Origin of the sequence: Amycolatopsis sp. FU40, from assembly GCF_021903635.1 — a bacterium.
GTDB lineage: Bacteria > Actinomycetota > Actinomycetes > Mycobacteriales > Pseudonocardiaceae > Amycolatopsis > Amycolatopsis dendrobii.
This window is the reverse complement of the sequence record NZ_CP091381.1, coordinates 6,657,986-6,678,138: the sequence shown is the minus strand read 5'-3', so window position 1 is coordinate 6,678,138 and position 20,153 is coordinate 6,657,986. Positions and strand designations below refer to the sequence as shown.

The 20,153-nt window shown below is 68.4% G+C and carries 22 protein-coding genes; 10 read left to right on the top strand and 12 right to left on the bottom strand.

The annotated features are described in order from the left end of the window. Window positions 1-47 precede the first annotated feature (47 nt). From L3Q65_RS31270 to L3Q65_RS31260, 3 genes are all read left to right on the top strand, one after another. Entirely contained in the window at window positions 48-1,091 is a 1,044-nt protein-coding gene (locus L3Q65_RS31270; protein WP_237597356.1) for a cytochrome P450, read from the top strand. Window positions 1,092-1,133: 42 nt separating this feature from the next. After that, window positions 1,134-1,913 (top strand): oxygenase MpaB family protein, encoded by a 780-nt coding sequence (locus L3Q65_RS31265; protein WP_237597355.1) that lies wholly within the window; start codon window positions 1,134-1,136, stop codon window positions 1,911-1,913. A 77-nt stretch (window positions 1,914-1,990) separates the two neighbouring features. Beyond that, a complete protein-coding gene (locus L3Q65_RS31260; protein ID WP_237597354.1) occupies window positions 1,991-2,956 on the top strand; it encodes a DNA polymerase domain-containing protein in 966 nt (321 codons plus the stop codon). Here L3Q65_RS31260 and L3Q65_RS31255 read toward each other — a convergent pair. From L3Q65_RS31255 to L3Q65_RS31245, 3 genes are read right to left on the bottom strand one after another with little or no spacing between them, the layout of a single operon-like run. Further along, window positions 2,939-3,676, bottom strand: coding sequence for a class I SAM-dependent methyltransferase (locus tag L3Q65_RS31255; RefSeq protein ID WP_237597353.1), 738 nt, complete (start codon window positions 3,674-3,676; stop codon window positions 2,939-2,941). The genes L3Q65_RS31260 and L3Q65_RS31255 overlap by 18 nt on opposite strands. Beyond that, the gene (locus tag L3Q65_RS31250) at window positions 3,673-4,071 is read right to left on the bottom strand and encodes a 6-carboxytetrahydropterin synthase (protein WP_237597352.1); all 399 of its coding nucleotides are present in this window, start codon (window positions 4,069-4,071) and stop codon (window positions 3,673-3,675) included. Before L3Q65_RS31250 ends, L3Q65_RS31255 begins: the two co-directional genes overlap by 4 nt. A gap of 11 nt (window positions 4,072-4,082) precedes the next feature. Next, the gene (locus L3Q65_RS31245) at window positions 4,083-5,057 is read right to left on the bottom strand and encodes a zinc-binding alcohol dehydrogenase (protein ID WP_237597351.1); all 975 of its coding nucleotides are present in this window, start codon (window positions 5,055-5,057) and stop codon (window positions 4,083-4,085) included. 33 nt (window positions 5,058-5,090) lie between these two features. On the opposite strand from L3Q65_RS31245, the gene L3Q65_RS31240 reads away from it, so the two are divergent. Further along, entirely contained in the window at window positions 5,091-5,807 is a 717-nt protein-coding gene (locus L3Q65_RS31240; protein WP_237597350.1) for a CDP-alcohol phosphatidyltransferase family protein, read from the top strand. A 385-nt stretch (window positions 5,808-6,192) separates the two neighbouring features. Here the strand turns inward: L3Q65_RS31240 and L3Q65_RS31235 are convergent, their stop codons facing one another. The 8 genes from L3Q65_RS31235 to L3Q65_RS31200 all read right to left on the bottom strand — a co-directional run bounded on the left by L3Q65_RS31235 (window position 6,193) and on the right by L3Q65_RS31200 (window position 12,612). Next, the gene (locus tag L3Q65_RS31235) at window positions 6,193-6,900 is read right to left on the bottom strand and encodes a nucleotidyltransferase domain-containing protein (protein ID WP_237597349.1); all 708 of its coding nucleotides are present in this window, start codon (window positions 6,898-6,900) and stop codon (window positions 6,193-6,195) included. A 16-nt stretch (window positions 6,901-6,916) separates the two neighbouring features. Continuing rightward, window positions 6,917-7,312, bottom strand: a complete 396-nt coding sequence (locus L3Q65_RS31230) for a VOC family protein (protein WP_237597348.1) — start codon at window positions 7,310-7,312, stop codon at window positions 6,917-6,919. A 59-nt stretch (window positions 7,313-7,371) separates the two neighbouring features. After that, the gene (locus tag L3Q65_RS31225; protein ID WP_237597347.1) at window positions 7,372-8,100 is read right to left on the bottom strand and encodes a cyclopropane-fatty-acyl-phospholipid synthase family protein; all 729 of its coding nucleotides are present in this window, start codon (window positions 8,098-8,100) and stop codon (window positions 7,372-7,374) included. Between the two features lie 42 nt (window positions 8,101-8,142). Beyond that, window positions 8,143-8,766 carry a TetR family transcriptional regulator gene (locus tag L3Q65_RS31220; protein ID WP_182889616.1) on the bottom strand — a complete coding sequence of 208 codons (624 nt, stop codon included), beginning with the start codon at window positions 8,764-8,766 and terminating at the stop codon, window positions 8,143-8,145. A gap of 43 nt (window positions 8,767-8,809) precedes the next feature. Then, window positions 8,810-10,024 (bottom strand): NAD(P)/FAD-dependent oxidoreductase, encoded by a 1,215-nt coding sequence (locus tag L3Q65_RS31215; protein WP_237597346.1) that lies wholly within the window; start codon window positions 10,022-10,024, stop codon window positions 8,810-8,812. Then, window positions 10,021-10,212, bottom strand: a complete 192-nt coding sequence (locus L3Q65_RS31210) for a ferredoxin (protein ID WP_182889618.1) — start codon at window positions 10,210-10,212, stop codon at window positions 10,021-10,023. The genes L3Q65_RS31215 and L3Q65_RS31210 overlap by 4 nt, the downstream gene beginning before the upstream one ends. Then, window positions 10,212-11,612 carry a fatty acid desaturase gene (locus L3Q65_RS31205; protein ID WP_237597345.1) on the bottom strand — a complete coding sequence of 467 codons (1,401 nt, stop codon included), beginning with the start codon at window positions 11,610-11,612 and terminating at the stop codon, window positions 10,212-10,214. Before L3Q65_RS31205 ends, L3Q65_RS31210 begins: the two co-directional genes overlap by 1 nt. A gap of 124 nt (window positions 11,613-11,736) precedes the next feature. After that, window positions 11,737-12,612, bottom strand: a complete 876-nt coding sequence (locus L3Q65_RS31200) for a LysR family transcriptional regulator (protein ID WP_182889620.1) — start codon at window positions 12,610-12,612, stop codon at window positions 11,737-11,739. Window positions 12,613-12,741: 129 nt separating this feature from the next. Between L3Q65_RS31200 and L3Q65_RS31195 the strand changes: the two genes are divergently transcribed. Genes L3Q65_RS31195 through L3Q65_RS31170 form a run of 6 tightly spaced genes read left to right on the top strand, consistent with a single transcriptional unit; the run spans window position 12,742 to window position 19,491 of the window. Further along, complete coding sequence (locus tag L3Q65_RS31195) at window positions 12,742-13,908, top strand: CaiB/BaiF CoA-transferase family protein (RefSeq protein ID WP_182889621.1); 1,167 nt, start codon at window positions 12,742-12,744, stop codon at window positions 13,906-13,908. A gap of 3 nt (window positions 13,909-13,911) precedes the next feature. Continuing rightward, window positions 13,912-15,084, top strand: a complete 1,173-nt coding sequence (locus tag L3Q65_RS31190) for an acyl-CoA dehydrogenase family protein (RefSeq protein ID WP_237597344.1) — start codon at window positions 13,912-13,914, stop codon at window positions 15,082-15,084. Window positions 15,085-15,097: 13 nt separating this feature from the next. After that, a complete protein-coding gene (locus L3Q65_RS31185; RefSeq protein WP_237597343.1) occupies window positions 15,098-16,261 on the top strand; it encodes an acyl-CoA dehydrogenase family protein in 1,164 nt (387 codons plus the stop codon). Between the two features lie 14 nt (window positions 16,262-16,275). Then, window positions 16,276-17,133, top strand: a complete 858-nt coding sequence (locus tag L3Q65_RS31180) for a 3-hydroxyacyl-CoA dehydrogenase NAD-binding domain-containing protein (protein WP_237597342.1) — start codon at window positions 16,276-16,278, stop codon at window positions 17,131-17,133. Continuing rightward, on the top strand, window positions 17,130-18,611 hold the full coding sequence (locus L3Q65_RS31175) for a CoA transferase (RefSeq protein WP_237597341.1): 1,482 nt from the start codon (window positions 17,130-17,132) through the stop codon (window positions 18,609-18,611). Before L3Q65_RS31180 ends, L3Q65_RS31175 begins: the two co-directional genes overlap by 4 nt. A 1-nt stretch (window position 18,612) precedes the next feature. Beyond that, window positions 18,613-19,491 (top strand): hypothetical protein, encoded by an 879-nt coding sequence (locus L3Q65_RS31170; RefSeq protein ID WP_182889626.1) that lies wholly within the window; start codon window positions 18,613-18,615, stop codon window positions 19,489-19,491. Here L3Q65_RS31170 and L3Q65_RS31165 read toward each other — a convergent pair. Beyond that, on the bottom strand, window positions 19,488-20,087 hold the full coding sequence (locus tag L3Q65_RS31165) for a TetR/AcrR family transcriptional regulator (protein WP_237597340.1): 600 nt from the start codon (window positions 20,085-20,087) through the stop codon (window positions 19,488-19,490). The two genes, L3Q65_RS31170 and L3Q65_RS31165, sit on opposite strands and share 4 nt — an antisense overlap. Window positions 20,088-20,153 lie beyond the last annotated feature (66 nt).

The following is a 20,153-nucleotide window of genomic DNA, read 5'->3' as shown; positions in this document are numbered from 1 at the left end:
CGGAATTCCCCGGAACCGGCCGGTTTGCCGCTCAAGAGGAGTTGTGCGTGACCATTCCCGCTGAACGGAACAAAGTGCGGCAGGTGGTATTCGCGCCGCGTATTCAAGAACTGTTCGACCGTTATCGGGGGAAATCCTTCTTTCGGCTGGAACCGGACACTGTCGGCGTCGCCGGGGCCGAGTTGATGGACGCGCTGCTGCGCAGCAGGCCGCCGAACGCCGAGGAGCGGCCGACGTTCAAGCCGGTGCGCGGCCGGGTGGTCACGCGGCCGGAATCGTCGGCGCTGATGCGCGCGGTCGGCGCGGACGTGCGTGCCGCGCTCAAAAAGCCGCTCGGCGGGGCCGACCTCGCCGGGACATGGCCCGCCACGGCGCACAACTACCTGCGTGACCTGGTGTTCGGCCGCGAACAGCGGCGGTTCCGGGTTCTCGTCGACCGCCGGTTGGAGCTGACACCGAAGATCACCTGGGCGGCGGTCGCCACCGGAGCCGCGCTCTGGGGACGGCCCGCGCCCGAGGTCGCGCTGTCCACTTTGGCGCGGATGGTGCTGGAAGCGGACACCTACGACCAGCGCCGCTTCGCGATGTACCTCTACCGGCGCGTGGCCGGTCCGGTCTGCTTCACCGTCGCCGCGCTGGTCACGAACGCCCTGTGGCTCAGTTCTCCGCTGGAGGACGACGTGCCGACCGAGTACGTGCTCAACGAGGCACTGCGCCTCCTGCCGCCGTCGTGGAACATCCTGCGCGTGCGTTCGCCGGAGTTCACCGAGGTGGACGCCCGGATCGGCACTGGCGACGACGTCCTGCTGCTGCCGCTGCTCAGCCACCGCGACCCCGAACTGTGGGACGCGCCCGACGAGTTCCGGCCGAGCCGCTGGGCCGCGCTCGACCCGGACACCCACCCCGGCTACTTCCCGTTCGGGCACAGCAACGAACGCTGCTGGGGACGGCACCTGGTGCTGCCGCTGGCGGAACGCGTCCTCGACCTGGTCCGGCGCGACGGTCTGATCGTCGATCCGGCGCAAACGCGGGCCCGGGTGCACCTGGACGGGCTGCTGGAGGTTTCGGACGTGCGGGTCGTGCGTGCCTGAGAGCTCTTGACAACGTGTCAACGGAGGCGTTCCCCTGGACGGATGCTCCAGGACGGCGTGCTCGGCGTCAGCCTGCTCGCGGGCGGCGCGAACGTGATCATGCAGCTGGGCCGGCCCGCGGTCGGGTACGGCGTGCTGGAAAGCCGGGTCGACTCGGGGAATCTGTTCAAGCATCCGCTGAAACGCACGCGCACCACCGTCACCTACCTCGCGGTCGCCGTGCTGGGCACCGACGCGGACCGGGCGGCGTACCGGCGAGCGGTGAATTCGGTGCACGCACACGTGGTCTCGACCGAGGCGAGTCCGGTGCGGTACCGGGCTTTCGACCGGGAGCTGCAGCTGTGGGTCGCCGCCTGTCTGGCCCATGGCGTCGAGGACGTGCATCGCGTGTTTCTCGGCCGGCCCGCTCCGGAATCGTGGTACGCCGAGGCCGCGGTGCTGGGCACGACGCTGCAGGTGCGTCCGGAAGACTGGCCGGAGGACTTCGCCGCGTACTGGGCGGACGGACTGGCCCAAGTGGACATCGACGACCGGCTCCGCGAGTACCTCACCGCCATCGCGAATCTGGAATTCCTGCCGCGGCCGTTCTCGTTCCTCTTCGGACGGTTCCACCGCTTCGTCACGACCGGCTTCCTGCCGGAAGTGTTCCGCGAGCAGATGCGGCTGCCGTGGTCGGCCGCGCAGCAGCGCCGGTTCGATCGGCTGATGCGCGGGATCGGCCGAATGGTCGAACCGCTTCCGGTGCGGGTGCGGCGTTTCCCTTATGACGCGTGCCTCGCGGACTTCCGGCGGCGGTTGCGGAAAGGAAAACCGCTCGTCTAAGCGGTTGACCGGACTGCGCCGGTCGGCAAGGGTTGGCGGATGGCCACTGCCGACGTACTTTCTGCCGCGGAGGCAGCATGAGCAAAGCGGATGAGGTGCGCGAAGGGGTTTCCCTGACCAACCTTGACCAGGAGCTGTTCGCCGACGCCGGGGTGACCAAGCGCGACCTCGTCGACTACTTCGACGCCGTTTCGGACCGGTTGCTGCCGGTGCTGCGCGATCGTCCGCTGTCGGTGATGCGCGTGCTGCGCGGACAGGACGCGTTCATGCAGAAGAACCTGCCGAAATACACGCCGGAGTGGGTGCCGCGGGCGAAACTGTGGGCGGAGAGTTCACAACGGACAGTCACCTACGGCCTGTGCAACGACCGCCGGACGCTGCTGTGGTTCGGCAACCAGCGCGCGGTCGAATTGCATCCCGCGCTGACCCGGGTGGATCCGATCGGCCAGACCGATCTGATCATGGACCTCGATCCGCCCGACGGCGCGGACTTCAGCGTCGCGGTGGCGGCGGCTCGGCTGGTGCGGCAGGCGTTGGCCGACGCCGGGCTCGCCGGTGCGTTGAAGACCAGCGGGTCCAAGGGCGTGCACGTGTTCGTGCCGCTGGTTCCCGGTCTGTCTTTCGAGGACGTCGCGGCGGCGACCCGGGCGGTCGGAGCGCGAGCGGAACGGATCGATCCGCAGCTGGCGACCACGGCGTTCATCCGGGAAGACCGGCACGGCAAGGTGTTTCTCGATTCGACCCGTGCGGGAGGGGCGACCGTGGCGGCGGTTTACAGCCCGCGGATCCGGCCGGGCACACCGGTGTCGTTCCCGGTCCGCTGGGCCGATGCGGACAACGTCACACCGGCGGATTTCACGGTGAAGACCGCGGTGGAGCTACTCGGCAGCGCTGATCCGTGGGCGGAGGAATTGCCGGAACCGCAGGAACTTCCGGCGGATCTCGTCGCCGAGGGGCACACGATCCCGGTCGCCCGGGTCGCGGCGATGCACGAGGGCAAACGCCGGGCCCGGGCGCGCCGGGAATCAGGGGAGAGCGAGTAGATCCTGGTGGTGCACGGTGACCTCGGTGATCTGCCGATCCTCGGGTACCGCCAGGTCGGGTTGCTGTTCTCGTGCCGCGGCGACGAATCCGCGGTACCAGGTGTCGATGAGTTCGCGGTGTTCCGGGCCGAGCTGCCACGGTGACGGTCTGGTGTGGACGGTCCAGCCGTGCCTTATGAACTCTGCCGCGGTGAAGGCGGCGGCTTCTGGGCCTAGCTTTCCGGCGCGGCGTTGGTGGTCGTTGAAGGCGTTGTTGAGTGCTTCGTCCGCTGCGTCCGCCGGCGTGATTCGAGCCGATCCGGTCACGGACAACGTGAACAGTGCCGGGCTTTGTGCGTCCACACAGGACTTCACTAATCGCTGGATCTCCTCCTTGGCAAGGAGATCCAGCAGCGCGGAAGCTGTCACCAAAGAAGTGCCGGTCAGATTCAGCCGAGTCGCATCGGCTTGCTCCGTCTCGACGCTGATCCCCGGCGGAAGACTGCGTGCGGCGATCTCGAGCAGCCGCGGGTCCTGGTCGTGCAGAATCCACCGCTGCGGTTTCGGAAGCCGGCCGGACAGCCACCGTCCCATCGCCCCGGTCCCGCAGCCGAGGTCGCGCACGACCGCCGGGCCGGCCGGGAGCAAGGCGACCAGATCGGCCGCCCGGGCCGCGGTGTCGGCTGGCTCTCTGAGCCGCAGCCATTCCGGCGCGTAACCGGAAGAGTCCACTGTGGTCACAAGGAGCGCTCGTATCCGGCCGAAGCGGCGTGGGATTCGTGCAGGGTCACTGAAATCTGGGCCAGTCCGCGGGCGTTCTCGCCGAGTTCCCCGGCCTGGATCCGGTCCGCGAGCCGGTCGGCGATCACCTTGGCGAGGTATTCCGTCGACGTGTTGATCCCGGCGAAATCGGGTTCGTCGTCCAGATTCCGGTAGTTCAGGTCAGCGAGCACTGCGCCGAGCCGCTGAGTCGCGAGCCCGATGTCGACGACGATGTTGTCCGAGTCCAATTCGGACCGCCGGAACGTCGCGTCGACCACGAACGTCGCGCCGTGCAAGCGTTGCGCCGGGCCGAAAACCTCGCCGCGGAAACTGTGGGCGACCATGATGTGATCGCGCACGGTGACACTGAACAACGCGTTCTCCTTTACGGGTAGGTGATCCGGTGAGCCAGTCCGCGCAGCGTTCCGTCCGCTAGCCGCGCCGCGACGTCCGGCAGTTCGGCGAAGGTGGATTCGCTGGTGATCAGCGCGTCGAACGCCGGGTCCGCGAGCAGCCGCAACGCCAGCGCCATCCGGTCGCCGTAACCGCGCCGCACCGCGCGAGCCGGCGAGACGGTACCGACCTGGCTGCCGCGCACAGTGAGTCGTCGCGAATGGAAGTTCTCTCCGAGCGGCACTGACACCTGACGGTCGCCGTACCAGCTCAGCTCGACCACCGTGCCCTCGTTGCCGAGGAGTTCCAGCGAACGCGCGAGCCCGGCGTCGGTCGCGCTGGCGTGCACCACGAGGTCGAGGTCGCCAGTCGCGGTTTTCGGGGTGGTGTAACGGATGCCGAACGCGTCCGCGACCTCCGCGCGGTCCGGATCGGGGTCGACGAGCTGTACGTCAACGCCGGGAAACCGGGACAGCAGCCGCGCGACACTGCAGCCGACCATCCCTGCCCCGACCACTGCGATCCGGTCGCCGACCAGCGGTGCCGCGTCCCAGAGCGCGTTCACCGCGGTCTCGACCGTCCCGGCGAGCACCGCCCGCGCCGCGGGGACGTCGTCCGGCACCACTGTGACCGCCGACGCGGGCACCACGTACTCGGTCTGATGTGGATAGAGGCAGAACACCGTGCGGCCGGTCAGCTCCGGCGGTCCGGAAAGGACCTCGCCGACGTTCAGGTAGCCGTACTTGACCGGCCACGGAAAGTCGCCCTCCTGATACGGCGCGCGCATGATGCCGTGCTGGCTCTCCGGCACCCCGCCGCGCAGCACGAGACTTTCCGTGCCGCGGCTCAACGCCGAAAAACGCGTTCGGACCAGCACTTCGCCGGCTCCCGGAGCAGCCACCTCGGCCGATCGGAGCTCCCCGCCCGCGGCCGAAGTGAACCAGAAGGCCTGCGCCGCCCGTGTCAAGGTTGTCCTCCGTTGCTGCCGGATCGAGGAGAAATGGCTGTCTCCACCTGTACACGAACCCCGGCCGAGCTGGGTTCAACGGTCGTCCAGCAGGCCCCCGCGCTGCTGGCGCAACTCGCCCTGCTGACCCTGCTGACGGTCACGACCGGCCTCGGCTTGGCCGGCTGGGCAGTCGGCGTGGCGTACCTCCTCGGCCTGTTAGTGCTGCTCACCCAGGGTGCCTGGCGAATCCGGGTGTACCGCCTGGGCCCCGCCGATCAGGTGACCCTCGCCCGAGCGGCCCTGATCGGCACCGTGACCGCCCTGGTCGCCGACCGCCTGGGCGGGCACCCGGCGCTGACCTTGATCGTCCCCGTCGCCGCGGTCGCCCTGGCCCTGGACGCACTCGACGGATACGTCGCCCGCCGCACCGGTACCGTCTCCGCGCTGGGCGCCCGCTTCGACATGGAAGCGGACGCTTTCCTGATCCTGGTGCTGAGTGTCCTGGCCGCCACCACGGTCGGCCCGTGGGTCCTGGCGATTGGCCTGATGCGGTACGCCTTCGTCGCCGCGGCCCGGCTGTGGCCGTGGCTCCGTGCCCCGCTGCGCCCCAGCCGGGCCCGGAAGGCAGTGGCGGCTTTGCAGGGAATCGCCCTGACCGCTGCGGTTGCGGGAGTCGCACCGGGGGTCTTGGCGGGTATTTCGGTGGCGACGCTGAGCTGGTCATTCGGCCGCGACGGGTGGTGGCTGTACCGGAACCGTGCCGCCTAGGTTCGCGAATTCCGTTGCGGCGATTCTTCTGGCCTCAACGTTTCGGTGTCGGAAACACTGTCGTGGCTCTTGATTTCGAAGTACGGCACAAGGGCCAGCCGCTTGCCCCGCGCAGTGCCGTCCAAGCGGAACTACTGCAGGTGAAGCGGCTGGCCCCGGGATGCGGTATCGGCCCCCCTCAGGCTGATTGCCAACCTCCCAATGCCCACCATAGCGGGGTCTGAATAGCACTGCTTAACCCGTCCGTGGGTCACCGGGTCGTATTTCTCTTCGCGGTATCTGGCGTCACGTCAATAGTGGGCGGAATTGCTCTCGAGCTGCGGATCCGCAGCGATTAGCGATCGCAAAAAGAAACCGTACACGTATCTTGCTGGCCACTCCGCGGTCAAGGACAACGGGGATCGGTGATCCGGTATCCATCCCGCAGCGGTCCGCCAGCGCGGTCAAGCACCGCACGGGCGACCGCGCCGAGCCGAGGCGCGTCCGGCAAGGCAGTGGCCAGCTGTTCGGCCAGACGGGGATCGTGCTCGCGCAGTTCGCGCCACAGCCATTTGCCGGTGCCTTGCCAATGCTGACCGGCCAGCAGGGCGAGTTGCGCTGTCTTGGTCAGCACCCGGGCGGCGATGAAGGCGATCTCGGCCGGGTCGTCGGCTCCGGTCAGGTCGTCGAGCTGGTCGGTGAGTTCGTATCGCTGCGCGTCGAGTTCGCTTGACGTCGCGGCGGCGGGTCCCGCGGCCAGGCGTTGCCGCATCTCGGTTTGCAGCCGGGCGCCGAGGCCGTCGTCGGCCACGAGCGCTCCCTCGGCGATGAGCCGGGGGATGCCTGGCCAGCGGCGGGCCAGATTGTCGGCGCAATAGGCGCGCAAGGTTTCTTCGTCGTGCACCAGTGCTTCCACAGGCCAGTTTTCCCAGGTGAACGACTGCCGGCGCGGGGCGTCGCGGGGTCCGGTGACCACCACGAGGTCGAGATCGGACGTCGCCGTGCGCCGGTCGGTCAGCACACTGCCGCCGACGATCACGACCCGGGCGTCCGCGAACAACCGACGGGCAAGCTCGCCGGCGGCGGCAACCGGCTCGCGCCTGCGCGGGTCCATCGCTCGGTTCAGTGCCTCAGCCCTTCGCACTCAACTGCCACGACACGCCCCACCGGTCGTTCACCCAGGCGAACGGGCCGAAGCCGTAATCGTCGAGCGGCATCAGGGTTCCGCCGCCCTCGCCGAGTGCCTCGTAGATCCGCTTGAGTTCGTCAGTCGAGTCCACCGTGACGAACAGCGAGGTAGACGGCGTGAAATCGAAGCCGTGCTGGATGAAGCTGTCGCTGCACCGCACTCGCTGCCCGGCGACGGTGAACTCGGCCATCACGATCGTTCCCTCCGGGCCGGGGCCGTCGGCGCCGTAGCGCTCCTCGGACAGCACGGAGTCGCCGGGGAACAGCGAGGTGTAGAAGGACATCGCCTCGGCGGCGTCGCGCTTCTGGAACATCAGGAACGGGACGAGATCGGTCATCGGACTGCCCTTTCGCGGGTTGGGTTCAGGTCCGAACGTGGCATTGACAAGAAGTTTTGTCAAGCGCGCAGCACGACGCACGCGAAGCCGAACGAATGCCGGTAGTCGCGGAGCCACTCGTCGCGGTGGGTGGCCGCGGCGGCGAGGGCTTCGGCCTGGTCTGGGTCTTCCGGGTGGTCGAGGGCCCACTCGGTGAGGCTGCCGGTCCACGACCATTCGTAGGAGTCCAGTTCGCCGCGGGTGCTGGTGTGGCCGTGGGTCGGCGTCCAGCCGGCGGAAACCATCTGGTCGAGCAGTTCCGGCAGGTCTGGCAGGTCGCCGAAGATCTCGAGGGCGGCGGGGGTTGGCTCGGCTTCCCCGTAGGCGTCGCCGATCAGGGCGCGGCCGCCAGGGCGGACGTGGGTTCGCAGTGCGGCGAGGGTGTCCGTCAACCCGCCGAAGGCGTGGGTAGAGCCGATGCACAGGACGGTGTCGAACTCGGCTGCGGCGGGGAATTCGGTGGCGGAGCGCTGGTGGAGGGTCAGGCGGTCGGCGACGCCTCGTTCGGTCGCCGCGGAGCGGGCGCGGGCGAGGGCGAATTCCGAGGTGTCGACGCCGACCGCGCGGAGCTTCGGGTACGCGGTGAGGGCGCGGATGAGCCATTCGGCACCACCGCAGCCCAGGTCCAGGACAACAGCGTCCTCGCGCGGGATGCTGCGAGCGAGCAGGCGCTGGACCTCGTCGTCGCTGATCGGGGCGGCGATGGGGTGCCGGGTGTGGGCGAGTGCGGAAAGTCGTTCACGGTTCACGCGCGCCACGCTGACACGTGCGCGCAGGACCGCGCATCTTGTTTACGAGCGGGTGCGCATCGAGGCCGACGGGGCGGTGCCGAGCACGCGCGCGGCGACCCAGGCCAGGCCGTCGGCGGTTTCGGCGGGGGTGCCTGAGGGCTGCATGACGTGGCTGAGCACGGTGCGCACGACGAGGTCCATGACCACGGTGAGCTGGCCGTCGTCGAGTGGCGGCGCGTAGCCGCGGACCCGGCCGCGCAGGACGGCTTTCGCTTCGGTGAGCAAGGTGCCGGCGCGGGTGGTCAGCAGTGGCAGGAATTCGTTGTCGGTGCCGTGTGTCGCGGAGGCGATGGCGCGCAGCAGGATGTTGTCGTCGGCCAGTTCGAGCACCGCGCGGACGGCGTCGTAGATCGCCTCGACCAGGTCGTCCGGATGCCGGTCGAACGCGGTGCTCACGACCGCGAGGAACCGGCGCAGCTCGTGCGAGATCATCGCCTCGGCGAGCGCGGTTTTCGAGCCGATCTCGTTGTAGACGGTCTGCCTGCTCACCCCGACCAGATCGGCCAAGCGCGCCATGGTGACCGCTGACCAGCCGGATTTCGCGGTGAGTTCGATGGCGGCGGTGATGATGGGCTGCCGGTACTGGCCGCCCGCGGGCACCGGAAGCACGCTCATGACCGTCATCTTATCTCCACCTTCCTCCCCTCCACCGCCCTCAACCGAGTGGCTACGCCACGCAGCGTTCTTTTGTTTCCAGCGCGAAGGCGACTGCCTCGGACCACGGCGCTCGCGCGGCGATCCGTTTGCGGTACTTCATGATGTCGCGCGGCCGGTCGACGGTGAACGCGCCGACGAGCCGGTCGCCGCGGCGGTACAGCGCGGTGAAGCCGTGCTCCGCCGGGACCGCGACGACGACCTCGTCCGCGCGCGGCGTTCCGACGAACTGAATGCGGTGCGAGTACCAATCGGACCAGAAGTACGGCACGGCGCTGAACACCCGGGCACTCGCTGGGTCCAGCGCGTGCCGCGCCGCGGCGGCACCCTGCTCGGCCGCGTTCGTCCAGTGTTCCAGCCGCATCAGTTCGCCGTCGAACAGCGCGTTCGCCACGTGTGCGACGTCTCCGGCCGCATAAACGCCGTGTGCGGCGGCGAGGGTGCCGTCGCAGATGACGCCGCCGTCGCGTTCGTGCAGCAGAAGTCCGCTGTCGCGCAGCCAGCCGGTGGCCGGGGCCGCGCCGATTCCGGCGACCACGAGGTCGGCTGGGAGGACTTCGCCGGTGGACAGCTGGACGCCGGTCACCGCACCGTCCTGCGACGTGAAGCCGGTGACCCTGGTGCCCAGCCGGAGATCGGTGCCTGCCGTGCGATGCAGATCCGCGCAGACCTCGCCGACTTCGGGGCCGATCGCGCGGACCAACGGCGTTTCCAGTGTTTCCACAATGGACACTGGCAGGCCGCGTTTGCGTGCGGCTGAAGCGACTTCCGATCCGATGAACCCGGCACCGATCACGACTGTCCTAGCACCACTGTCCAATGCGGACCGAATGGCCGCGGCGTCGTCCGCGGTGCGCAGCGAGTGAATGCCGGAGATCTCGTCGGTGCCGGGGAGAACGCGGGCGGCGGCTCCGGTGGCGATGACAGTCGCGTCGTACGGGACGGTCGTGTCGCCGGTGCGGATCTCCCTGGCGATCGGGTCGAGTCCGGTCGCGGGAGTGCCCAGCCGGAGTTCGACGCGGAGCTCGCGCAGGTCGTCCGCGCTGAGAAACGGCTCCACCGCAGCCGGTCCGTCCGCCGCGAGGAAGGCCTTCGACAGCGGCGGCCGGTCGTACGGCAGACGGTCCTCCGCGCCGATCAGCACGATCTTCCCGTCGTATCCGATCCGCCGCGCCGATTCGACCGCTCGCAGTCCCGCCAGCGACGCGCCCACCACCGCGAGCGTCATGACACCAGTTTCAGCGCTAGCACCGGGCAGGCGTCGACCGCCGCGGCGAGATCGGTCCGGTGCTCCTCGCTGGGGTTGCCGTCGAGCACCACGACCGTGCCCTCGTCGCCCACCTCGAAGAAGTCCGGGGCCATCGCTTCGCACATGCCCAGGCCGTCACACTTGTTCAAATCCGCTTCGATCCGCATCAGACACTCATCCTTCCGGGAGCAACGAAGTCGACCTTTTCCCTTACGCCGCAGTCGGGACAGCACCAACTGTCCGGAATGGATGACCACGGCGTACCGGCCGGGAAGCCTTCACGCGGGTCGCCGCGCTGCTCGTCGTACACGTATCCGCAACCGGGGCACATCCCGCCTTCGCTGGCGTCGCCGCGCACGTCTTCCGGCACGGAAACCGCCTCGTGAGCCGAAGAGCCATACCGGGCAAGGATTTTCTCCCGCTTCGACGGCTGGATGTTCGCCCGGCTGATGTCGCCGTCGAAGTGGTTGAGCACCCGCTGGTCCATCACTCGCCGCCACAGCGGCGGGAACAGCGCGAGCACGATCATCCCGGCGTACCCGGTCGGCAGCACCGGAGATTCGGCGAAGTCGCGCAGGGTCTGGTAGCGGCGCGTCGGGTTGGCGTGGTGATCGCTGTGCCGCTGCAGGTGGTACAGCAGGACGTTGGTCGCGATGTTGTTGGAATTCCAGCTGTGGCTGGGATCCACGCGCTCGTAGCGACGGCGCTCCGGCGGCCCGACCTTCTGCCGCAGCATCCCGTAGTGCTCCATGTAGTTCACGACTTCCAGCAGCGAGAACCCGATCACCGCCTGGATCACCAGGTACGGCAGGATCCCGACACCGAGCCAGGCCACCATCGCCACCCACAGCACCGCGGACATCAGCCACGCGTTGAGCACGTCATTGCCGATCCGGAACGGATGCTTGTCGCGACGGGCGTAACGCTTGCGCTCCAGTCCCCACGCGGATTTCAGCGAGCCGAACACCGTACGCGGCCAGAACCGGTAGAAGCTCTCGCCAACACGGCTCGACGCCGGGTCCTCCGGAGTCGCGACGCGCACGTGGTGGCCGCGGTTGTGCTCGATGTAGAAGTGCCCGTAGAAGCTTTGCGCCAGCGCGATCTTCGACAGCCAGCGCTCGTGGCTTTCCTTCTTGTGGCCCAGTTCGTGCGCGGTGTTGATGCCGATCCCGCCGATGCAGCCGATCGAGATCGCCAGCCCGATCTTGTCCGCGACGGACAGTTCGCCGCGGGCGATGAGCCAGAACGCGAAGACGAACCCGACGTACTGGATCGGCAGGAACAGGTAGGTGATCCAGCGGTAGTAGCGGTCCTGTTCGAGCCGTTCGATCACGTCGTCCGGCGGATTGCTCCGGTCGAGGCCCGCGACCAGGTCGATCGCGGGCACGATCGCCAGGATCACGATCGGCCCGATCCAGAACCAGACGCCCCAGCCGGTCGCGGCGTGCAGGCCGATCGCGAGGAACGCGAGCGACGGCACGACCAGCCCGATCAGCCACAGGTACCGCTTCTTGTCGGTCCAGCGTTCGGTCGACCCCAGCGGCACCGTGCCGGTCATCTCGCTCATCGCGCCCTCCTCCGTTGGCTGGCTTTACACGAAGGTAAGTCATGTACACCTTGATTGACAAGAGGGTATGAAATGTAAAGCCACCACGGCCGGGTGAATCCGCGGACGGGGCCTCGTCCGAGGGTCAGTCGGGGACGCGGGCGTGCCGCAGCACCTCGACCACGGGATCCAGCCGCGTGTCGGCGGTGCGCCGGATCAGGAACGTGGTGAGCGTGGCGACGAGATCGTCGATCGGCAGGACCGCGCACTCGTTCGGATCCAGGGCCAGCGCGGTCGCGGATTCGACCGGCGCGAGGGTGAAGCTTTTGGTGCTGCGCAGGAAGATCAGCAACCCGCTGACGTCGGAGAACTGCGCTTCCGGATCGACCAGCACGCCCTTGGCGGCGAGCTGCTCCGCGCGCCGGGAGCCGAGATCCCAGTGCCGCGGGCCTTGCAGATACTGGAATCCGCGCAGGTCAGCGAGGGTGAGCGAGGTCCGGTCAGGAAACCGCGAGGCGTCCACGACGGCCCCGAGCGGTTCGCGGTAAAGGACGATGGTCGACAGCCGGTCGTCGGAAGTGCCCAGGTGCGACACGGCGAGGTCGAGCGAATTGCTGAGCAGCGCCGATTCCATCCCGAGCGAGGGCATCTGCCGCAGGGTGAACCGGTAGGAGCCGTCGAGCGCGCGGATCGATTCGCTGAGCTGGCGGCGGTGCGCGGGGTTGAGCACGTCGGGGATGGCGAGCCGGACGTCGGCGCGCTGGTCGCGGGTGCGCATCCGGACCGGAATGGCGTCGAAACCCGAAACGACCGATTCGGCGAGCGGCAGCAGCGCTTCGCCGGCCTCGGACAGCCGGGTGTGGTGGGTGGAACGGTCGAACAGCGGTTCCCCCAGTTCGCGTTCGAGGTCGCGAATGCGCTGGCTGAGCGGCGGAACGGACATGTTCAGCGCCCGCGCCGCACGGGTGAAGTTCAGCTCGCGCGCGACCGCGAGGAAGTACCGCAGGTGGTGAATCTCCACGCTGAGCAGCGTACCCACGGTGTTATCACGGTGGTCATACCGATCTGATGCACTCGGTCATTCCCTTCTGGTGAGCAAGCGCTTAGCGTCTGTGGTGAAGCAAAGATCGTCAACGGGAGGACCGCGAAGATGGATGCCACCGGACCGCTTTCCGGGGTTAAGGTGCTCGACCTGTCGTCCGCGGTGATGGGCCCGTACGCCACGCAGATCCTCGGCGACTTCGGCGCCGACGTGATCCGGGTCGAACCGCTGCGCGACGTCGCCCGGCACTCGCCGGCCAACACCGGCCGCACGCCCGGGATGGCCCCGCTGTACATGCAGGTCAACCAGAACAAACGCAGTATCGAACTCGACCTCAAGGACCCCGCCGGCCGCGAAGACCTCTTCGCCCTGCTCGCCGACGCCGACGTCCTCGTCACCAACATGCGCGCAGCCGCGCTCGACCGGCTCGGCCTCGGCTACGAGCAGCTGCGCGAACGCTTCCCTCGCCTGGTCTACGCGCACGCGCAGGGTTTCGCGCCCGGCTCGTCGCGCGCCAACCGGCCCGCCTACGACGAGGTCATCCAGGCCACGTCCGGCCTGGTCAGCTTGCAGGACCGGGCGGGCGGCACACTGCAGTTCGTCCCGACCTTCATCGCCGACAAGACCGCCGCGCTTTACCTGCTCAACGGCGTGCTCGCCGCGCTCTTCGACCAGCAGCGCACCGGCAAGGGCCAGCAGGTCGAACTCGCGATGGCCGACGCGATGATCGCGGTCAACCTGGTCGAGCACCTGGCGGGCGACGTCTTCGTCCCAGCCGCCGGTGACGTCGGCAACCCGCTTTCGCTCAGCGACACGCACGCGGCCATGCGCACGGCCGACGGCGGCGCGATCGCCGCGGTGCCCTACACCAACGACGCCGTGCGGACGCTGCTGATCGGCGCCGGCCTCGAGGACGCCGCGGCCGATCCGGCCTGGGACTCCCCGGTGATCGACCGGGAGATTTTCACCGCGGGAGTGGAGAAGGTGCTGGCCAACTCCGCCAGCCGCACCACCGCGGAGTGGGAGGAGTACCTGACCGCCCACGACGTTCCGTACGCGGTCGTCGTCGACATCGCCGACCTGCCGACCGACCCGTACGTTCAGGAAGTCGGGCTGATCACCGAGCGGGAACACCCGACCGAGGGCACGATCCGCGTCGTGGAGAGCCCGCTGCATTTCTCGCGGACCCCGGCCGGGTTCCGCAGGCACGCCGAACGCGCCGGAGCGAGCACCGCCGAAGTCGTCGGAGCCGTACGCACCACTGAAGGGGTTTGATCGATGGATCTCGAACTGTCTAAAGAGGACCTCGCGTTCCGGGACGGATTGCGGGAGGTGTTCCTCGGCGCGATTCCAGAGGTTATCCGCAAGCGCAGCGCGCTCGGCCTGATCACGCGCGACGACATCGTCACGAGCCAGCGGATCCTGAACGAGCACGGTCTGGCCGTCCCGCACTGGCCGGTCAAGTGGGGCGGTCGCGATTGGACTCCGACGCAATCCCACATTTACGCCTCCGAACTCCAGCGCAACGCGGTGCCGCAGCCGCTCGCCTTCAACGCGAGCATGGTCGGCCCGATCATCGCCGAGTTCGGGAGCGAGGAGCAGAAGCAGAAGTTCCTCCCGGCCACCGCGAATCTCGACATCTGGTGGTCGCAGGGCTTCTCCGAGCCGGAGGCCGGTTCCGACCTCGCCGGGCTGCGCACCACCGCGAAGCGCGACGGCGACCACTACGTCCTCAATGGACAGAAGACCTGGACCACGCTCGGCCAGTACGGCGACTGGATGTTCGTGCTCGCGCGGACCAACCCGGACGCGCCGCGCAAGCAGCAGGGCCTGTCCTTCCTGCTGCTCGACCTGAACACGCCGGGCATCGAGCGCCGTCCGATCAAGCTGGTCGACGGGTCCGCCGAGGTCAACGAGTTCTTCTTCGACAACGTGGTGATCCCGGCGGAGAACCTCGTCGGCGAGGAGAACAAGGGCTGGACGTACGCGAAGTTCCTGCTCGGCAACGAGCGCAACGGCATTGCCCAGGTCGGCACCGGTCAGCGGATCTTCGCCGACCTCGCCGCCGCGGCCGCCGATCTGCCCACCGAGGACGGTCCGCTCGCCGGCGACGCGGAATTCCGCGCCGCCATGCACACCGCGAAGACCACGCTGCTCGCGCTGGAGGCGACCCAGATGCGGGTCACCGCCGCCTCGGAAAACGGCCAGCCGAGCCCGGTGTCGTCGCTGCTCAAGATGGAGGGCACGCAGGCCCTTCAGGCGCTGACGAAGCTGCGCATGCGCGCGGCCGGGTCCGACGGCATGCTGCTGGACACCGAATCGCCGGTGCGCGCCGACGAGGCCGCGGTCGTGGCCGCGGCGCAGTACCTGAACCAGCGGAAACTGTCGATTTTCGGCGGCTCCAACGAAATCCAGCGCGGCGTCATCGCGAAGACGATCCTCGGTCTGTAAGGGACGGCGACTCATGAACCTCGAATTCAACGAAGACCAGAAGCTGCTGTTCGAGACCGTCGACACGGCGGTCGGCCGCGGCTACCCGGCAGGCGGCCGCGCGGCCGCGACGAGCAGCGAGCTCGGCTGGAACGACCAGGTCTGGAGCACCCTCGGCGAGCTGGGTCTCGCCGGTCTCCCGATCTCCGCGGACCACGACGGCGCGGGCGCGGGCCCGGTCGAGGTCTACGCGACGCTGGAGGCGATGGGCAAGCACGCGGCGGCCGAACCGCTGCTCGACGGCGTGTTCCTGCCGTCGTGGATCATCGCCGAACTGGGCACCGACGACCAGGTCAAGGAGCTGCTGCCGCTGCTCGCCAGTGGCGGCACGACGATCGCGGTCGCGCACGCCGAACCGGGACGTCCGTGGGGCGTCGCGCCGTCGGTGTCGGCGGCCGGTTCCGCGCTTTCCGGCACGAAGTCGCCGGTGCGCAACGCCGATCAAGCCGACAAGTTCCTGGTCACCGCGGTCGACGAGAACGGCCGCACCGGGGTGTACCTGGTCGAGGCGACCGCTGAAGGCATCACTCGCGTGGACGGCCGGGCCGCGGACTGGGGTCACACGTCGCAGGTCGAATTCGCTGGTACGCCTGCGGTTCTCCTCGGCACCTCGGAAGCTGACGTATCGGCCGCGTTGCGTCGCGCGTTCTCGCGGGTGCGAGTCGCGGTGACCGGCGAGGCGATCGGCCTGATGGAGACCGGGCTCGCGATGACCGTCGAGTACCTCAAGACCCGCAAGCAGTTCGGCGTTCCGCTGGCGGCGTTCCAGGCGCTCGTGCACCGTGCCGCCGACCTGTACGCGAAGGTCGAGCTGGCCCGTTCGCTGGCGCTGTGGGCCACCGCGACGGTCGAGGCGTACGACAACGGCGCCTCCACTGTGGACCTTGATGCCGCGGCTGACGACGCGTTCGTGTTCGTGTGCGACGCGGCGACCGCGACCGCCGAGGAGATCGTCCAGCTGCACGGCGGCATCGGAATGACTTACGAATCAGAGGTCGCGCACCACGCGGCGCGCCTCATCGCCATCACGGAGAGTTACGGCGGAGTGAGCGCGGCCCGCCGCCGCGCGCTAGCGTCGGACGCGTTGCTGACGCCGCCGAGCGCGCTGCTCAACAACGCGGACGCGGTCACCGCCTGAGAAAGGAGCGCGCCATGCCGGTCGTCGCGATCGTCGGCGCAGGGGTCATCGGAGTGTCGTGGGCTCGGCTGTTCGCCGAGGCCGGCTGGACGGTGCGGGTCACTGATCCACGCCCGGACCTGCGGGAAATCGTCTCTCGCGACCTCGCCGGGCTGCCCGCTACGGCAGTCGCGGACCTCGCGGAAGCCGCCGAAGGCGCCGACTTCGTCCAGGAGTCGGGCCCGGAGCGGATCGAGCTGAAGCGGGAAATGTTCGCGACGCTCGCCGCCGCCACGCGTGACGACGTGGTACTGGCGTCCTCCTCGTCGTCGCTGTTGCCCTCGGTGATCGCCGAGGGCAACGCGGCGGCCTCGCGGATCGTCATCGGGCATCCCTTCAACCCGCCGGAGCTGATGCCGCTGGTCGAGGTGGTGCCCGGGGTCTCGACCTCTTCGGAGACCGTGGCAAAGGCCGTCGAGGTCTATCGCGGGCTGGGCAAGAAGCCGATCACGCTGAAGAAGGAAGTGCCCGGCTTCGTCGGGAACCGGCTGCAGAAGGTCTTCAACGACCAGGCGATGTACCTCGTGCAGCAGAGCGTGATTTCCGCGGGCGACCTGGACGAGCTGGTCAAGGCGTCGCTCGGGCCGCGGTGGGCGACCATCGGGCCGTTCGAGAGCATGCACCTCGGCGGCGGCCCGGACGGGATCCGGCACCTGGTGACTCACGTCGGCTCGCAGATGAAGTTCGAGATCGGCCGTCCGGACCGGGAACACCTCGATGCGGTGATCGACGAGGTCGAGCAGACCTACGGGGCCGCGGACACCTACGCCGAGCGGGTCGAAGCGCGCGACAGCCGGACCCGCGCGCTGCTGGACGCGCTGGAGAAGGAATGAGCCTCACCGAGCAACTCGAGGCCTCGCTCGCCAACCCTGCGACCACTGACGAATACGATCTGCACCAGCCGCTCGCCGACTTGCTGGGTTCGGTCGGCCTGCAAGAATCCGACGCTGGTGGCCAGATTGAGTTCACCGGGGCTGACCCGGTGCTGCCGGGCGCGCTGCGGCTGGCCGGGGCGACGTCCATCGCGCTGGCGGCGAAATCCGTTGCGGTGGCTAAAATCTGGCAGCTGCGCGGCGGACGCGGGCAGGACATTTCGATGGACCTGCGGACCGCGCCGCACCGGCTGTGCCCGTTCTACGACAAGAAATGGGAACTGCTCGACGGCTACCCGCAGGGCGATCCGGCGCGCGTCGATCCCGCCTTTGGCACTGACCGCTTCTACGCCACCGCGGACGGCCGCTGGGTGCACCCGATCAGCCCGTATCCGAAGCTGCGCAACGACGCCGCCGCGCTCCTCGGCGTTCCTGAGCGGGATGCCGTGGTGCGGCAAGCGATCGCGCAGTGGAACTCGTTCGAGCTGGAGGACGCCGCGGAGGCCGCCGGTGTCATCATGCCGGTGGTGCGGACGACCGAAGAGCTGATGGCGACCGAGCAGTACCAATCGGTGCTCTCGACGATGCCGCCGGTGATCGTCGAGCGGATCGGCGATAGCCCGCCGGAGCCATTGCACCCCAACCCTTCCACGCCGCTCGAAGGAATCCGCGCACTCGGCCGGGCGCACATCATCGCGGGTGCCGGCTGTGGCCGGGCTTTGGCATTGCACGGCGCGGACGTGCTGAACGTGTGGGACCCGGGCGAATACGAACTGCCGCTGCTGTACGCGACGTCCAATGTGGGCGTTCGCTCCACCCGGCTCGATTTCCGCCGCCCGGCCGATCAAGAGCGAATGCACTGGCTGCTCGCCGGCGCGGACATCTTCTACGCCAACCGCCGCCCCGGATACCTTGCGCGGCACGGACTCGACGCGGAAACCGCCGCCGAGATCCGGCCCGGAATCATCCACGCCGAGGTGACGCTCAACGGCGGCAACGGCCCGTGGTCCGGACGGGTCGGCTTCGACCAGACGGCCGGCTGCCTGTCCGGAGTCATGCTGCTGGAAGGCGAGGGCGGAGTTCCGTCGCTGCCGGCCGTGCCAGTGGTGAATGACTACATCACGTCATGGTTCCTGCAACTGGGAATCCTGCGCGCACTCATGCTTCGCGCCGAGTGGGGCGGTTCTTATCGGGTGCAGGTTTCGCTCACGCGCGTCGCCTTGTGGTTGCTGAGCCTGGGAATCTTCGACAAGGGCTACGCCGCGGAGGTCGCCGGTGTCGCACCAGGGCACGAATACTTCGATCCCGAGACATTCACCGCGGACACCTCGCTCGGTCGCTACCGCGGCGTCACCGAACAAATCCGGATGTCCGAGACTCCGGGCTATTACACAAATCCGTTGATCCCGAGGGGATCGCACCGTCCAGAGTGGAGGTGACATGTTCAGCGAGCTAGTAGTGCTGGGCATTCGCACCGGGACGATTTACCGCGTCGGACTTCCCGACGGGCAGGTTACCCCGCTGTACAAAGACGCCGGCGTCTCACCGGATGGCGTTGTCGTCGCCGATGGCACTGTTTACTGGACCACCATGGGCATGCCTTCGCGCGACCCGTCGGTGCCGGGTGAGGCCGGCCTCGACTACTCGGCGCGAAACGGCGGTCTGCACGCGGTTTCCTTCGACGGCACCGGCGCACGCGATGTCGTCCCGAATGGAACTCTGACCACCGGGAAACAATTGGCGTACAACGGTTCTCTGTATTGGGGCGACCGGGAAGGCTATCGGATCACCCGGGTCAATCCGGATGGCACGGGGCTCACGGACCTGATCGTGAACGAGCCGGACGACAGCGGGATGCAGGAATGTGTCGGCGTCACTGTCGACGCTACGCAGCTCTACTGGACGCAGAAGGGCCCGGCGAAGGGCGGCGTCGGCCGGATTTTCCGTGCTGGACTGGAGATTCCGTCGGGGGAGACCGCACGCGACCGGTCCGACATCGAGACCCTGTGGGATCACCTGCCGGAACCGATCGACCTGGAGATCCACGGCGGATACCTGTACTGGACCGACCGCGGCGCGGCCCCGAAGGGCAACACGCTGAACCGAGCACCGATTCCCGCCCCGGGGGAGAAAGGCGCCGAGCCCGAGATCCTGGCGAGCGGCTTCACCGAGGCGATCGGCCTGGCGGTGGACGACGAGGTCGCTTACGTGTCCGACCTCGGCGGCCGGATCACCGCGGTGCCACTGGACGGCGGCGCATCGCGGGTGGTGATCGATATGGGCGAGTTGTTGTCCGGGATCGCCGGGATTCGGCGTTAACGCACCGCGATACCGCGCAAAATCATCTCCAGCATGTGCAGCAAGTGCGCCTGGAGATCAAACGGCGCCGCCTCGCTCTCGATCCATGAGCTGAGCGTTCCGAAATATGCCGTCGCCAGCAGCAGTCCCGCTTGTGCCGGATCGATATCCGGCCGGATTTCCCCCGTCTCCTGCGCCCGCGCGACGAACGCGCCGAATTGACGTGCCAGTTCCGGATTGCCGAACACGTTGGTGGAGTGGATCGCCGCGCCCATGCAGGCGACGGTTTCCGCTCGGGAGTCGAGGCTGTTGCGCGCCAGTTCGATCAGATACCGGCTGAGCACCTCGCGCAGCGGCCGGTCTTCCAGGTTCTCGGCGCGCACCGCGGTCATCGCGCGTTCGCGGCGGCGCAGGCTCCACTCGTCGAGGAACGCCGTCTTGCGCTGGAAGTGGTTGAACACGGTGGCGCGCGCGGTGTCGGCGCGCTCGGCGATGTCCTCCATCGTCGTGTTCTCGTAGCCGCGTTCCGCGAACAGCTCCACGGCCGCCTGGAACAGCCGGTCGCGGCGTTCGTGTCGCTGCCTGGTCCGCCGATCGCTCGTCGCTTCTGCCGTCATGCCTCGCAGTCAACCATCATTTCCGCGCGGCGCCTGCTGAATGGCGCCCTTGACGATACTTACGTC